10 protein-coding genes, 1 tRNA gene and 3 pseudogenes are annotated in these 15059 nt (G+C 69.3%); 10 read left to right on the top strand and 4 right to left on the bottom strand.

Translation table 11 applies throughout. The features are described from left to right. Window positions 1-22 precede the first annotated feature (22 nt). The 3 genes and pseudogenes from IQ220_RS01320 (at window position 23) to IQ220_RS01310 (ending at window position 2815) form a co-directional block, all read left to right on the top strand. Window positions 23-226, top strand: a complete 204-nt coding sequence (locus IQ220_RS01320) for a hypothetical protein (RefSeq protein ID WP_193912939.1) — start codon at window positions 23-25, stop codon at window positions 224-226. Between the two features lie 353 nt (window positions 227-579). Then, window positions 580-1586: pseudogene (locus IQ220_RS01315) on the top strand (ribose-phosphate pyrophosphokinase). 11 nt (window positions 1587-1597) lie between these two features. Next, window positions 1598-2815, top strand: coding sequence for a family 10 glycosylhydrolase (locus tag IQ220_RS01310; RefSeq protein ID WP_193912937.1), 1218 nt, complete (start codon window positions 1598-1600; stop codon window positions 2813-2815). Window positions 2816-2850: 35 nt separating this feature from the next. On the opposite strand, the gene pepN is transcribed toward IQ220_RS01310, so the two are convergent. From pepN to IQ220_RS01295, 3 genes are all read right to left on the bottom strand, one after another. Beyond that, complete coding sequence (gene pepN, locus IQ220_RS01305) at window positions 2851-5547, bottom strand: aminopeptidase N (RefSeq protein ID WP_193912935.1); 2697 nt, start codon at window positions 5545-5547, stop codon at window positions 2851-2853. A 41-nt stretch (window positions 5548-5588) separates the two neighbouring features. Next, window positions 5589-6047, bottom strand: coding sequence for a cAMP phosphodiesterase (locus IQ220_RS01300; protein ID WP_193912934.1), 459 nt, complete (start codon window positions 6045-6047; stop codon window positions 5589-5591). Between the two features lie 65 nt (window positions 6048-6112). Continuing rightward, a complete protein-coding gene (locus tag IQ220_RS01295) occupies window positions 6113-6655 on the bottom strand; it encodes a hypothetical protein (protein ID WP_193912932.1) in 543 nt (180 codons plus the stop codon). A gap of 240 nt (window positions 6656-6895) precedes the next feature. On the opposite strand from IQ220_RS01295, the pseudogene IQ220_RS01290 reads away from it, so the two are divergent. Together IQ220_RS01290 and IQ220_RS01285 are read left to right on the top strand one after the other, a co-directional pair. Next, a pseudogene (locus IQ220_RS01290) lies at window positions 6896-8013 on the top strand (histidine kinase). 61 nt (window positions 8014-8074) lie between these two features. Further along, window positions 8075-8147 (top strand) — tRNA-Glu (locus IQ220_RS01285). Between the two features lie 250 nt (window positions 8148-8397). Here IQ220_RS01285 and IQ220_RS01280 read toward each other — a convergent pair. Further along, complete coding sequence (locus IQ220_RS01280; protein ID WP_193912930.1) at window positions 8398-8958, bottom strand: SRPBCC family protein; 561 nt, start codon at window positions 8956-8958, stop codon at window positions 8398-8400. A gap of 174 nt (window positions 8959-9132) precedes the next feature. Here IQ220_RS01280 and IQ220_RS01275 point away from each other — a divergent pair, with 174 nt between their 5' ends. From IQ220_RS01275 to IQ220_RS01255, 5 genes and pseudogenes are all read left to right on the top strand, one after another. Beyond that, the gene (locus IQ220_RS01275) at window positions 9133-10308 is read left to right on the top strand and encodes an FAD-binding oxidoreductase (protein ID WP_193912928.1); all 1176 of its coding nucleotides are present in this window, start codon (window positions 9133-9135) and stop codon (window positions 10306-10308) included. Window positions 10309-10429: 121 nt separating this feature from the next. Beyond that, window positions 10430-11952, top strand: a pseudogene (gene zwf, locus IQ220_RS01270) (glucose-6-phosphate dehydrogenase). 69 nt (window positions 11953-12021) lie between these two features. Continuing rightward, window positions 12022-13335 (top strand): glucose-6-phosphate dehydrogenase assembly protein OpcA, encoded by a 1314-nt coding sequence (locus IQ220_RS01265; protein ID WP_186696927.1) that lies wholly within the window; start codon window positions 12022-12024, stop codon window positions 13333-13335. Window position 13336: 1 nt separating this feature from the next. After that, the gene (locus tag IQ220_RS01260; RefSeq protein ID WP_193912926.1) at window positions 13337-14806 is read left to right on the top strand and encodes a cobyrinate a,c-diamide synthase; all 1470 of its coding nucleotides are present in this window, start codon (window positions 13337-13339) and stop codon (window positions 14804-14806) included. 2 nt (window positions 14807-14808) lie between these two features. Beyond that, window positions 14809-15057, top strand: a complete 249-nt coding sequence (locus IQ220_RS01255) for an acylphosphatase (protein ID WP_370566302.1) — start codon at window positions 14809-14811, stop codon at window positions 15055-15057. Window positions 15058-15059 lie beyond the last annotated feature (2 nt).

Here is a 15059-nt window from a genome sequence, read left to right as displayed (position 1 = left end):
CTGCTGGCGCAGCAGGGGGCGGATGGCCGCCGGCAGCCCACTGCGCAGCTGCTCGGCGCCCAGCACCGCCACCGTGGGCTGGCGCCAGGCCCCCAGGGCCTCGGCCCAGCAACTGCCGTTCTCCAGGCTGAACCCCGGATCGAGCCGCAGCGGCACCAGCACGGGCCCTGGCGCCGACCGATCAGATGCCGACTGGTTCATTGGCGACGGATCCATTAGCGAGTGATCGAACGGGGGCTCGCCGGCCAGCAGGGCGGCCAGTTCCCCGGCGGGCTCCCCACAGCCGGGCCCCTCAACCAGGCCCGGTGCGGCGCTCGTGCCCAGACTCGCCCCCAAACCCGTGCCCAGGCCAGCCCCCAGCACCCTCGCCAGGGCTGGAGCCGCCTGCTGCAGCAGGGCGCACACCGACTCGGGCGGGCCGGCCGCCACCAGCACCAGTCGGGGCGGCAGGGGCGGCAAGCCCAGAGCTGAACCCCGCTCCCCGGAGTGGAGCGCCTCGGAAAGCGTCATGGTTGTTTGCAGTTGTGGGGACCGGCTCGCTTCTACCATCAGACTTGAGCCGACGCGTCTGCGCCCGCCGTGACCAGTTTCATCACCGCCGATCGGCTGGCACAGGAGCGCACCGGCACCGAAGCCGCCCACGACACCAGGCGGCTGCGCCTGTTCAGTGGCACCTCCAACCACGACCTGGCCCGGGAGATCGGCGCCTATCTCGGCGTGCCGGACGGTCCGCGGGTGATCAAGCGCTTCGCCGACGGCGAGACCTACATCCAGATCCAGGAGTCGATCCGCGGCTGCGACGTGTTCCTGGTGCAGCCCACCTGCGCCCCGGTGAACGACCACCTGATGGAGCTGCTGATCATGGTGGATGCCTGCAAACGGGCCTCGGCCCGGCAGGTCACCGCCGTGATCCCCTACTACGCTACGCCCGCGCCGACCGCAAGACAGCCGGCCGCGAATCGATCACCGCCAAGCTGGTGGCCAACCTGCTCACCAAGAGCGGCGTGGACCGGGTGCTGGCCATGGATCTGCACTCCTCCCAGATCCAGGGCTACTTCGACATCCCCTGCGACCACATCTACGGCTCGCCGGTGCTGGTGGACTACCTGCGCACCCGCCATCTCGACGAGATGGTGGTGGTGTCGCCGGACGTGGGCGGCGTGGCCCGGGCCCGGGCCTTCGCCAAGCAGATGGACGACGCCCCCCTGGCGATCATCGACAAGCGCCGCGCCGCCCACAACGTGGCGGAGAGTCTCACCGTGATCGGCGATGTGGCCGGCAAGACCGCCGTGCTGATCGACGACATGATCGACACCGGCGGCACGATCGCCCAGGGCGCCCGGCTGCTGCGCCGCAACGGGGCTGCCCGGGTGTTCTGCTGCGCCACCCACGCCGTCTTCTCCCCCCCGGCGGTGGAGCGGCTCTCCGAGCCTGGCCTGTTTGAGGAGGTGGTGGTGACCAACAGCATCCCCCTGGCCGAGGAGCGCCACTTCCCCCAGCTCCGGGTGCTATCGGTAGCCAACATGCTGGGCGAGGCGATTTGGCGCATCCACGAAGAAAGCTCCGTGAGCTCGATGTTCCGCTGACCACTCCTGCCGTGGCCCCGCCGCCCCTGAAGCGGGGCAGCCGGCTCAAGGCCCTGCTGCCGGTGAGCCTCAACGTGCTCCTCGCCGCGGTGGTGGGCCTGCCGATCGGAGCGGCGGCCCGCAGCGCCACGCCCCAGCCTCGCCGTATCGGCGTGTGGCTCACCAACAGCCCCAGCACCCTCTACTACGACGGCGCACGCATCGATCGGGCCGTGGACGATCTGGCCAGGAGTGGCTTCACCACCCTTTACCCGAACGTCTGGAGCCGGGGCACCACGTTCCACCGCTCGCGCCACGCGCCGATGGAACCGGCTCTGGCCAAGGCCAACCCCAACCTCGATCCGATCTGCCGGCTCACCCGCAGCGCCCGGCGGCGCGGCATGGAGGTGATCCCCTGGTTCGAGTACGGCCTGATGGAGCCGGCCAATGCCGCCATCGTGCGGGAGCGGCCGGAATGGGTGCTGCAGCGCCGCAACGGCAGCACGGGCGTGGAGATGCACGGCACCACCATGGTGTGGCTGAACCCGGCCCACCCGGGAGTGCGCCAGCGCTTTCTCGGCCTGATCACCGAGATCGTGCAGCGCTGTGACGTGGATGGCATCCAGCTCGACGACCACTTCGCCTGGCCGGTGGAACTCGGCTACGACCCCTACACCCGCCAGCTCTACCGGGCCGAGAAGGGGGTGGAGCCGCCCGCCAACCACACCGACCGATTCTGGATGAAGTGGCGCCGCCAGCAGCTCACCAGCCTGCTGCGGGAGCTGCGGCAGCAATTGAATGAGCTGGATGCCAGCTCGGGCCGCGGCCGGCTGGGTCAACCGCCTGAGCGGGTGATCAGCCTCTCGCCCGGTCCGTTCCGCTTCGCCTACAACCGCTGGCTGCAGGACTGGGAGCTGTGGTCGGTGGGCGAGCTGGTGGACGACCTGATCGTGCAGAACTACGCCTACTCGGTGCGGGGCTTCGCCAAGGATCTCGACCAACCGGCCCTGGTGAAGGCCAAGGAGTGGGGCATGCCTGTGGAGATCGGCATCCTGGCGGGCTTCGGCGGCCGCACCCCCAACATGACCACCCTGCGGGAGAAGGTGAAACTGGCCACCGCCCGGGGCCATGGCGTGATCTATTTCTATTGGGAAGGGCTCTGGGGCGTCCACGCCGGCCCGGAGGGCGGCGCCTCCCGCAAGGCGGCTTTCCGCAAGCTGCACGAGGAGGTGAACCGCAGGGGCCGCTGATCAGTGCGGCAGGAGCCAGAAGCGGCTCAGCCAGCTCAGGCAGCTCCCAGGCACTGCTCCACCACCTCGCGGCTGTTGGTGGACAGCTCTGACGCCGCCAGGCTCTCGAGGGCCTGGCGCATCTGGCCGCCACGGCCGGGGCCATAGCTCTGCCAGCGGCTGAACACCTTGGCCAGGCGCGAGGCGGTGATCGGGTTGCGGCGGTCGAGGGCCGCGATCTGGCTGGCCATGAAGCGGTAGCCGCTGCCATCGGCGGCATGGAACACGGGCGGGTTGCCGGCCAGGCCACCGAGCACCGCCCGCACGGAGTTGGGGGCTGCCGGATCGAAGCGAGGGTGCTGCAGCAGCCGTTGCACCCGCTCCAGACCATCGGCGAAGGGGGCCGAGGCCTCCAGGGCAAACCAGGCATCCAGGATCACGGGCCTGGACTGCCAGCGCTGGTAGAAGGCGTCGACCGCCTCCTGCCGCTCGGGAATCTCCCGGGCCTGCAGGGCCCGCAGGCCGGCCCGCGCCAGAGTCATCGAGGGGCCATCCACGGCCGCCCGGGCCGCGGCGATCACCGCGGGATCCCCGGCCGCGGCGCGCCAGCTCCAGATCGTGCCGGTGAGCATCCGGGCACCACTGCCGTCCGGCCAGTCCAGACTCCATTGCGGGGTGCAACGCTCCAGGGCCGCCTGCAGGGGCGCCGCCAGGGCCGCCCCGAACAGGCTCCTCAGGGCCTCCAGGGCCGCAAACAGGGCAGGCGGATCGGGCACGCCTGGGCCGTCCTCGAGCTCCGCCAGCCCCGGCTGGGCCAGCAGCATGGCGCGGCTGGCCTCCGAGAGCCGCGGGTCGTGCAGGATGCGGGCAAAGGCCGTGATCAGGGCATCCTCCAGACCGCCATCGGGTTGGCCAGCGGCCCGGGCGAGCACGGCCTGGCGCAGCAGCCCCTGGCCGGCATCCCAGCGGGCGAAGGCCTCGCTGTCGTGGGCCAGCAGGTGCACGAGCTCGCTGCTGGGGCGGCCGATCTCCAGCTTCAGCGGCGCCGAGAACTGACGCAGCAGCGACAGGGCGGGGGGGTGGGCCTGGCGCGGCAGGCCCACCAGACGCAGCCGCTGCTGCTCGGCCTCCACCACCAGCAGGCGGGTGCCCTGCCCCCAGCTGAGGGGCCGCTGGGCCGCAGCCGCCGTGGCCTCGTCTTCCCCTTGCAGCCGCACGGTCAGGGGCTCCCCGGCCTGATCGATCAGGCCCAGGGCCAGGGGAATCACCAGGGGCTGCTTGTCGGGCTGGCCAGGGGTGGGAGGAGTGTGCTGCCGGATCACCAGCTCCAGCTCGCCCCGCTCGCCGTCCCAGTGGCGGTGGATCTGCAGCACCGGCGTGCCCGCCTGGTGATACCAACGCCGGAACTGATCCACATCAAAGCGGGCCGCCTCCGGGGTACCCGCGGCCCAGGCGGCTTCGGCGGCATCCTGCATGGCCTGCACGAAGTCGTCACAGGTGGCGGCGGAGCCGTCGTGGCGGCTCACGTAGAGCGCCATTCCCTGCAGGAACGTCTCCTCACCCAGCAGGGTGTGGAGCGCCCGGATCACCTCCGCGCCCTTCTCATAGATGGTGGTGGTGTAGAAGTTATCGATGGCCTGGTAGGCATCGGGCTGCACCGGATGGGCCGTGGGGCCGGCATCTTCTCGAAACTGGGTGTTGCGCAGCATCGACACGTTTTCGATGCGGTTGAGGGCCGCGCCGTGCAGATCAGCGCTGAAACTCTGGTCCCGGAACACCGTGAGGCCCTCCTTCAGGGAGAGCTGGAACCAGTCGCGGCAGGTGATGCGATTGCCCGTCCAGTTATGGAAATATTCATGGGCCACCACACTTTCGATTCGCTCAAGCTCAGCATCCGTGGCCGTTTCCTGATCCGCCAGCACCAGCTTGGAGTTGAAGATATTGAGGCTCTTGTTCTCCATAGCGCCCATGTTGAAGTGACGCACCGCCACGATGTTGAACTCATCGAGGTCGTACTCGAGCCCATAGCGCTGCTCATCCCAGGCCATCGCCCGCTTCAGGGAGGCCATGGCATGGGCCGTGAAGGGGCTGTCGCCCGCCTCCACATGCAGCCGCAGTTGCACCGTGCGGCCACTGGCGGTGGTGAAGCACTCGCGCACCTCCTCCAGCTGGCCCGCCACCAGGGCAAACAGGTAGGAGGGCTTGGGGAAGGGGTCGTCCCAGATGGCGTAATGGCGCCCGGGCTCGCCCGCCAGCGCGCCGCCCTCCACGCAGTTGCCATTGGAGAGCAGCACCGGGCAGGCCAGCCGATCGGCCTCGATCCGCACCTGGAAGCGGCTGAGCAGATCGGGGCGGTCGGGGTGATAGGTGATGCGGCGGAACCCCTCGGCCTCGCACTGCGTCGTGAACAGGCCACTGCTCACATAGAGCCCCTCCAGGGTGGTGTTGTGCTCGGGATGGATCCGCACCAGGCTGCGCAGCACGAAGGGGCGCTGGGGCGGTTGCCGCAGCACCAGGCCGTCGTCCAGAAGCCCATAGGCCGACGCCTCCAGGGGTTCGGCGTCGAGCTGGAGCTCCAGCAGCTCCAGGTCCAGGCCGCGCAGCTCCAGCGGCCCTGGCTCTGCGGCTGGGTTGGGCCGCAGCGCCAGGCGGGCCTCCACCTCGGTGTGGTCGTCGAACAGCCGCACCGTCAGGTCGGTGCGGTCCAGCAGGCAGGGGGCGGGGCGGTAGTCGCAGCGGTGCACCGTGGCCATGGAACCGGGAGACGGGGGGAGAGGGAGGAGCTGGCTGGGGATCAGTTGGCGGCGTCGCCGGGAGGGAGGGTCGCCGGCTGGGGCGGCGGCGGAATCGCCTCCGATCCGGTGACCCGCTGCACGGCCGCCTCCACATCACGGCGCACCGACTCGGGCAACTGGTCGGGACAGACCTCAGCAGCCCCCAGCACAGCCGAGTTGATCGAGCCCCGGCGCAGCTCATCAAGGCTGAGGGGCTGACTGCCCAGCTGCTCAATGGCACTGTCGTGCTCGCCCCGGATCACCCGGGCGATCGTCTCACCGGCAATCACCACGGCCTTGTCGAAGGGCACCTCTGCCACCAGGGCCACACAGACGTTGAGCGCCGCGATGCGGGTGTAGAGCAGCATGTCGGCCTCGGTGGCCGCAGCGGCCTGAAGCGGACGGGGCGCGGCCAGCAGCGCCAGCAGCGGCAGGGCCAGGAGCCCGGCGCGGCCCGATCGGCAACCCACAAGCAGCACGCACTGAGAATCAACCCATGCTGCATCACCGCTGCGGCCAGGGGCCTCAGATCTTCGGCGGCGTCTCAGCTCTGCAGCAGCTCCCCGGCCGGCTCCAGGTGCAGCTCATGGTGGTTTTCAGCGATCTCCAGGGCCCCATGACGCCAGGAGTAGATGGAGCGTGAGCGGTAGCGGTCCTGGTCCACGAGGCGAATGTGCTCGAGGATGGTCCAATCGCCATAGTGCGACGTGAAGATCAGCTCGTGCTCATCCACCTGCCGGATCAGGCTGGCGGCTGAACTCTGCTCCGCCGCACTCTCCTGCAGATAGCCGCTGCTGCGCTGCAGCTGGTGGCCACAGAGCACGGCCTCCATGGTGCCGGTGCGGGGGTACTGGGGCTTGCGCTCAAAGAAATCGAACTCCTTCTCCGGCCACCAGGTGAAGCGGTAGGCCGCATCCCCATCCAGAGGCGAATCAAAGGCCTGCACCCGCAGCATCATCTCCACCAGCAGGGTTTCGCCATCCGCGAAGAAATACACCCGGCGCGACTTCCAGAGTCCGAGATTGCGGGCAAACCAACGCTTCAGGTTGCTGTCCAGCTGGATGCGGGGCGGCGGGGTGCTCGGCATGGGTTCGGTGGCTCCGGAGGAGGCTCTCCAGCAAGGGGGATGGCTGTGGCGTCCTGGGCACAGGGGCATCCTGGGCACGGACCTTGAACCCAGGAGGTGCCAACACGCGGCAGGCCCTGCCCTTGTCCTAGCCACGCTGAGCCGCCACCGCCCAGACGCCATAACGTGGGAGCTGTGAACGAGGACTCCACGAGCACGGCCACGGGCGCGGGCACGACCACAGGCGCGAGCGCGACCCAGGTGGGCCCCCAGGTGCTGAACCTGCTGCTTGTGGCCACCGGCCAGCAGCTGGCCAGTGCCGATCTGCGGGCCCTGCTGCAGGTGCTCAAACGCGACGATCTGGGCTTCGAGGTGAAGCTGGAGATCGCTGATCCGCGCCGGCAGCCGCAACTGCTGGAGCTGCACCGGCTGCTCGCCACCCCGGCCCTGGTGAAGCTCTCCCCCGCGCCCCGCCAGGTGTTTGCCGGCAGTCCGATCAGCCCGCGGCTGCAGAGCTGGCTACCGCGCTGGCAGCAGCTGGCCGTGGTCAACGACCTCGGCATCAACCGCGGCAGCCTCGATCTCGAGGCCAGCCGCTCGCGGCGGGAGCTGCAACTGGAGGACCAGCTGCTGGTGATGCGCCAGGAGAACGAAACCCTGATCGAGCGCCTGGGCATCCAGGAACGGCTGCTGCGAATGGTCGCCCATGAACTCCGCACCCCCCTCACCGCCGCCAAGCTGGCCCTGCAGAGCCACCAGCTCGGCCAGATCGATGAGCGCCGCTACCAGGAGGTGGTGCGCCGCCGTCTCGATGACATCGAGGCCCTCTCCAAGGATCTGCTGGAGGTGGGCACCACCCGCTGGGAGGCCCTGTTCAACCCCAAGCGCCTGAGCCTCGGCAAGCTGGCCGCCGAGGCCATCCTCGAACTCGAGAAGCTCTGGGTGGGCAAGGCGCTGCGGCTGATCACCGACATCCCGGCCGACCTGCCGGACGCTACGGCGACGAGCGGCGGCTGCACCAGGTTCTGCTCAACCTGCTGGAAAACGCCTTCAAGTTCCCCTTCGGGGGGGAGGTGAGACTGACCCTGCTGCACCGCACCCAGCAGTGGCTGGAGGTGAGCGTGGGAGACAGCGGCCCTGGCATTCCCGCCGCCCAGCAGAAGCAGATCTTTCTCGACCGGGTGCGGTTGCCCCAGACCGCCGACACCACCTCCGGCTATGGCGTGGGCCTGTCGGTGTGCCGCCGCATCGCCGAGGTCCACGGCGGCCGCATCTGGGTGGTGTCGGAGCCGGGGGAGGGGGCCTGCTTCCACGTGAGCGTGCCGGTCTGGAGCGGGCAGGACCAACCTGCCTTGACGAAGGGTCACCCTGGCCCGTAGCTTCCTCCCATCAGCACTGCGGTTCAGAAACCGGTTCTGCCGTTGCTTCTGCTGTGGCCTCGCCCCCATCGTCTAGAGGCCTAGGACACCTCCCTTTCACGGAGGCGACAGGGGTTCGAATCCCCTTGGGGGTATTGATTCATGCTGCTGGGCAGCATGGAAGGTTGTGGGCTTGGGGATCGGAGTTTGAGCCGAGATGGTTCCACCCATCCCATAGAACTACAGCCCTTGGTTTGGCTTTGGGCTGCTTCAAGTCTGTCCAGCTCAGGTATGGCTGCATCGATTCCAACCCGATCGGGAGACACCGGATGGATCACGGGGCCGGTTGATCACACCAGAGGGTGACTCCCGCTGATGCGTTACTCCCAGCTCTGAGCAGAACACTCAGTTGATGGCGGCCCGGCGCATCGCCTCCAGCTGGACGCCGCGCAGGTTGCTGGCCAGGTCCTTGCGCAGGCGCTGCTCGATCAAACCCAGCGGCATGCCGGGCCGGCCCTGCACGATCAGCTCGTAGAGCAGGCTGCTTTCCGGGATGCTGCGCCCGGATTCCTGGCCGATCCGCCAGACCCCCTCGAAGCGCCGGAAGTCGCCCTGGCGCATCGCAAAGCGCAGCTCGCCGGCTTCACGGTGTTCCACCAGTTCCAGTTCCACCTTGGCACTGAAGCGCAGGCCACAGAACTGCTGGGTGCCCACCTGCTCCAGGCAGACCCGGTTACCGCGGCGCCAGAGCTGGCGGGAGCTGGCCAGGTTCGGGATGAAGCTGCTGAGGTTGGGATAGTCCGTGAGCACGGCCCAGAGGCAGTCGGCATGGAGCGGCAACCGCAGCTGCACAGCCAGGCGGCGGGTGCCGTTGGCCAGATACTCCATCTCCTGCTGGATGGTGTCGAGGCGACAGCTGCCCGTGTCGGCGGAACTGGTGGCAGGGGACCCGGTGGCGGAAGACATCGAACCACTCACCTCGGGTCCGGCAGCCACGGGAGTTGCGGCGAGAGGCGATGCCAGGCGCTGCGCCAATGGAGTCGGTGTGTGCTGCATCACAAACCTAAACGCAATCTCCTGAGATCGACGATCCGGTGTGTTTCCTATGATCAGCCGGATTTTTGCCAGGGCCCAGCCATCATGCGTGTTTCAACGGGCAGTGCCTCCCAGTCCGACAGCCGCATGGTGAGCGTGGTGGTCGAGGCGTTCGGCATCGGCCGCCAGCGCCAGGCCGAGCGTCGTTTCACCGTGCCCTTCGCCCAGCTCCAGACCATCTTCCAGACCATCGCCCGCCAGGGCGGACGGATCAAGGCGGTGGAGATGGCGGATGGGCTGTCTGCCGCCCCAGGCGACGCCGCCTCGGCTCCTGCCGCCGCAGCGGCCCCTGCCCCAGCCCCCAACCCCTCGAAACCAGCTGCCGTGTCCCACGCCGCCGTCCCGGTCAACCTCTACAAGCCCAAGGATCCGTTCGTCGGCACCGTCACCGAGAACTACAGCCTGCTGGCCGAAGGAGCCATCGGCCGGGTGAACCACATCACCTTCGACCTGGCGGGCGGCGATCCCCAGCTCCACTACGTGGAGGGCCAGAGCATCGGCATCATCCCCGACGGCACCGATGCCAAGGGCAAGCCCCACAAGCTCCGCCTGTACTCGATCGCCAGCACCCGCCACGGCGACAACATGGAGGCCCATACCGTGTCGCTGTGCGTGCGCCAGCTCCAGTACGAGCTGGACGGCGCCACCATCAACGGCGTCTGCTCCTCCTTCCTGTGTGACATCGACCCCGGGGCCAAGGTGAGGATCACCGGTCCGGTGGGCAAGGAGATGCTCCTGCCTGAGGATGAGGAGGCCAACGTGATCATGCTGGCCACCGGCACCGGCATCGCGCCGATGCGGGCCTACCTGCGCCGCATGTTCGAGCCGGCTGAGCGGGAGAAGAACGGCTGGCATTTCCGCGGCAAGGCCTGGCTGTTCATGGGCGTGCCCACCACCCCCAACCTGCTCTACGACGCCGACTTCGAGCACTACCTCAGCCAGTTCCCCGACAACTTCCGCTACACCAAGGCGATCAGCCGCGAGCAGAAGAACAGCAGGGATGGCCGCATGTACATCCAGGACCGGGTGCTGGAGCATGCCGATGAGATCTTCACCATGATCGAAGATCCCAAGACCCACGTGTACATGTGCGGTCTGCGCGGCATGGAGCCGGGCATCGACGAGGCCATGACCACCGCTGCCGCCGCCAAGGGCATCGACTGGAGCGAGCTGAGGCCCCAGCTCAAGAAGGCCGACCGCTGGCACGTGGAAACCTACTGACCCAGGTGCCCGCCAGCAGGCGGGCTTTTTTCTTGTTCGCTCACAGAGCGGATCACAAAGGCACCTCTGGTCTGGGCTTTGCCGCTGGCGCCGTTAAACCAGAGGGATCACTGGGTGCTCCATGGCCGCCGTTCTCACCAATCCGCTGCGGGTCGGCCTGCGCCAGGAGCGGGTCATCGCCCCCCAGATCATCGTGATCTTCGGGGCCAGCGGTGATCTCACCCACCGCAAGCTGATCCCGGCCCTGTTCGAGCTGCACCGCCAGCGGCGCCTGCCCAGTGAGTTCGCCGTGCTCGGCTGCGCCCGCCGCCCCTGGAGCGACGAGGAGTTTCGCTCACGCATGGCCAGCTCCCTCAGCGACGTGATCGCCGAGGACCCCGTCGCCTGGGAGAACTTCGCCGCCGGCCTGTTCTATGAGTCGGCCGACCTCTCCAACCCCGCCACGATCGTGACCATGGGGGAGCGGCTCGAAGCGATCGACCGGATGCGGGCCACCCGGGGCAACCGCACCTTCTATCTCTCCGTATCGCCCGCCTTCTACGGCAGCGGCACCCGCGCCCTGGCCGCCGCCGGCCTGCTCAGCGACAGCGAGCGCAGCCGCGTGGTGATCGAGAAGCCCTTCGGCACCGACTACCCCAGCGCCCAGGAGCTGAACCGGGTGGTGCTGGGCTGCGCCAAGGAGAAACAGATCTTCCGGATCGACCACTACCTGGGCAAGGAGACCGTTCAGAACATCCTGGTGCTGCGCTTTGCCAACACCATCTTCGAGCCGATCTGGAACCGCAACTACATCGCCAACGTGCAGATCACGGCCGCTGAAACCGTGGGGGTGGAAGAGCGGGCCGGCTACTACGAGACCTCAGGCGCCCTGCGGGACATGGTGCAGAACCACCTCACCCAGATGCTGGCGCTCACCACCATGGAGCCACCCGGCCGCTTCGACGCCGAGGCGATCCGCAACGAGAAGGCCAAGGTGCTGCAGGCCGCCCACCTGGCCCATGAGGATGAGCCCTGGAAGTGCTGCGTGCGCGGCCAGTACAGCGCCGGTGGCAGCCGCAGCAGTCCGATTCAGGGCTACCGCGAGGAGCAGGGTGTGGATCCGAACAGCACCACCGAGACCTACGTGGCCATGAAGCTGTTCATCAACAACTGGCGCTGGCAGGGGGTGCCCTTCTACCTGCGCACGGGCAAGCGCCTGCCCAAACGGCTCTCCGAAGTGGTGCTCACCTTCCGCAAGGCTCCGGTGCACCTGTTCGATGCCGCCGGCGCGCCCCCACCCCCAACCAGCTGATCCTGAGGATCCAGCCCGACGAGGGCGCCGAGATCAAGTTCGAGGTGAAGTCTCCGGGCTCCGGCATGCGCAGCCGCCCGGTGGACATGGCCTTCAGCTACGACGAGTCCTTCGGCGAGCCGAGTGATGAGGGCTACGTGCGCCTGCTCGCCGACGCCATGCTGGGGGAGCCCACCCTGTTCACCCGCAGCGACGAAGTGGAAGCCGCCTGGAGGCTCTACACCCCGCTGATCAAATTGATCGAGGATGCGCCCTGGCAACTGCCGGTGCAGCCCTACGAGGCCCGCACCTGGGGTCCGGCCGCCGCCGACAACCTGCTGGCCGAGGACGACCTGGTGTGGCGCCGCCCCTGAGCCCCACCCCCCGCTCAGCTGCGCCTCGCCTGTGACAGCTCCCGTTTCAGCCTCCACCGCCACCTGCTGATGTCCCCCCAGCTCACGCTTCAGGTCCCCACCGCCCTGCCGCCCGCCGATGTGGCCAGCTACCTGGAGCACCTCTGGGGAGAGGGGCTGCAGCATGCCAGCGGAGCGCCCACCTTCAGCCTGGTGGTGTACGAGCCCTCCTGGCTGCAGCAGCACCTGATCCGCACCGGCCGCATCCCTGGACCGCTCACCGGCCTGCTGGACCCCAACCTGATCGAGGCGGCCAAGGCCGCCGTGCCCGATCTGGACCTGCCCTTCAGCACCGCCGTGATGGACCAGCGCCTGGCCTGGCGCCTGGGCCAGCAGGCCGGCAGCGCCAGCGCCGAAGACCAGCGCGGCCAGTTCGTGGACGGGGCGATCAGCGCCCACATGCCGCGGCGCCTGATCACCCTGGCTCCCACCCTGGAGGAGTCGAGGCCGCTGGAAACCCTCGTGGCCGCCTACTGCCCCCTGCCGGAGGAGGGCGGCGGCGGCTCCGCCTGCGGCGATGTGGTGGTGCTGCGCGGCGGCCGCGAGGTGCTCAAGCAGCAGCTGGATCTGGTGCTGCCCCTGATCGCCGACGACCTGCCCTGCTGGGTGTGGTGGAACAGCAGCCTCGACGAGGCCCCCGAACTGCTGGAGGCCCTGGCACCGCCCACCAGGCGCCTGGTGGTGGACAGCTCCCTGGGCCGGCCCCGGCGCTGCATCGACCTGCTGGTGCAGCGGATCGCCGCCGGCCAGGCGGTGAACGACCTCAACTGGCTGCGGCTGCGCACCTGGCGTGAATCCCTGGCGATGGTGTTCGATCCGCCCTCGCGCCGCAATGCCCTCGACCACGTGGTGCAGCTGGACATCGATGTGGAGGGCGACCACCCGCTCAAGGGGTTGCTGTTGGCGGCCTGGCTGGCCGACCGGCTCGGCTGGGAGCTGGTGGAGTCCTACGCCGTGCCCGTGGACGGCTGCGGCAGCGGCGCCCATGAAGAGGGGATCGGCGCCGAGTTCCGCCGCAGGGATGGCTCGCCGGTGCAGTTCCGGCTGATGCCTGTGCCGGTGGGCAGCCCCAAGATCCATCCCGGCGCCCTGGTGGGCCTGCGCCTGATCTGTGCACCGGAAGGGCGGCCGCCCCTGTGTGTGATCCTCTGCTCCGAATCCGGGGGCTGCATGCGCCTGGAGGCCGGAGGCATGGCCTCGATGGAACTCGAGGAAGACGTGGTGCCGCTCCCCAATGAGAGCGAGGAGGAAGAGCTGGCCCGGCTGCTCTCGGGCGGCCACGACACCACCAACCCGCTGCTGGCGGCAGCGGCGCCGATCGCCGCCCGGCTGCTGCCCGCCTGAGGTGCCCTGTCTGATCGCCGCGCCCAGCAGCGGCAGCGGCAAGACCCTGCTGAGTGTGAGCCTGGCCGCCCTGGCCCGCAGCCGGGGCCTGCGGCTGCAGCCCTTCAAGGTGGGGCCCGACTACCTCGATCCGCAGTTGCTCAGCCGGGTGAGCGGCCTGCCCTGCCGCAACCTCGACCCGCTGCTCTGCGGTGAGCGCTGGCTGCAGGACAGCTTCCAGTGGCATGGCAGCCGGGCCGACCTGGCCCTGGTGGAGGGGGTGATGGGCCTGTTCGATGGTCGGGGGTCGAGCAGCGAGGGCAGCTCCGCGGCGGTGGCGGCCCTGCTGGATCTGCCCGTGGTGCTGGTGGTGGAGGCCTCCCGCCAGGCCGGCTCCCTGGCGGCCCTGGTGCGGGGCTTCCGCGACCACGGCCCGCCCCCGGTGCGGCTCGCCGGCGTGGTGCTCAACCGCGTGGGCAGTGCGCGGCACCGTCAGCTGCTGGCCGAGGCCCTGGAGGCGATCGAGGTGCCGCTGCTGGGGGTGCTGCCCAGCGAGGAGGCCCTGGAGTGGCCCTCGCGCCATCTGGGGCTGCTGACGCCCGATGAAATTCCGGACCTGCCGGAACGCGAGCGGGCCTGGTCCGCCCTGGCGGAACGCCATCTCGATCTCGACCAGCTCTGGCCCCTGCTGGCTCCGGTGCAGCCCCTGGCCAGGGCGGTGGATCCGATCGCCACCCTCGTGGCCTCCGAGCCCGCCCGCTCTCGGCTGCAGCAGCCAGGCGCCTCCTCGCCAGAGCCGCTGCCGATCGCCGTGGCCCGGGATGCCGCCTTTCACTTCGGCTACCCGGAGGCCGAGGAGCTGCTGCGCGCCTGGGGCCTCGAACCCCTGCCCTGGAGTCCCCTGGCCGATCAGCCGCTGCCGCCAGCCTGCCGGGCGGTGCTGCTGCCGGGGGGCTACCCGGAACTGCACGCGGAGGCCCTGGCGGCCAGCCGGCGCAGCCTCACCTCGCTGCGCCAGGCCGCCGCGGCCGGGATCCCGATCGCCGCCGAGTGCGGTGGGCTGCTGCTGCTGGGCCGGAGCCTGCTGGATCCCCAGGGCCGCTCCCATGCGATGGCGGGAGTGCTGCCCTTTTCGGCGCCCAGCGGCAGCCTCAGCCTCGGCTACCGCGAGGCCACGGCCCACACCGATGGACTGCTGGTGCGCCGCGGCGAACGGCTGCGCGGCCACGAGTTCCATCGCTGGCAGCTCCAGGATGTGGCCGACTCCGGCGCTTTATGGCAGCTTGAAGGCTGGGGTTGTCCGAGCCGGAGCGAAGGATGGTCAACAGCAACGCTGCACGCCAGCTGGCTGCATCTCCACTGGGCTGGCTGCCCGGCGATTCCCGCCCGGATCGCCGCCGCAGCCTCGAACGCCGTGCCGGTGCCGACCAGCGCCGCTTCATTCACCCTGGCGCACAGCCCCAGGGAATCGCCCTTGAGCGCTGGCGGCTGAGCGTGGAAGGGAAGGTGCAGGGTGTGGGCTATCGGGCGGCCTGCTGCCGCCAGGCCCAGAGCCTCGGCCTGGCGGGCTGGGTGCGCAACCGCTCCGACGGCCGGGTGGAGCTGGAGGCCGAGGGCAATGCTGAGCAGCTGCAGGCCCTGAGGCTCTGGTGTGAACGGGGCCCGTCCCTGGCCAGGGTGGGGCGGGTGACGACCCTGCCGATCGGCCTCACCGGCACCGACTGGTTTGAGGTGCTGTCCTGACC

It is taken from the genome of Cyanobium sp. LEGE 06113 (assembly GCF_015207615.1).
Note: the sequence above shows the minus strand (reverse complement) of the source record. Positions and strands in the feature narration are given on the sequence as shown.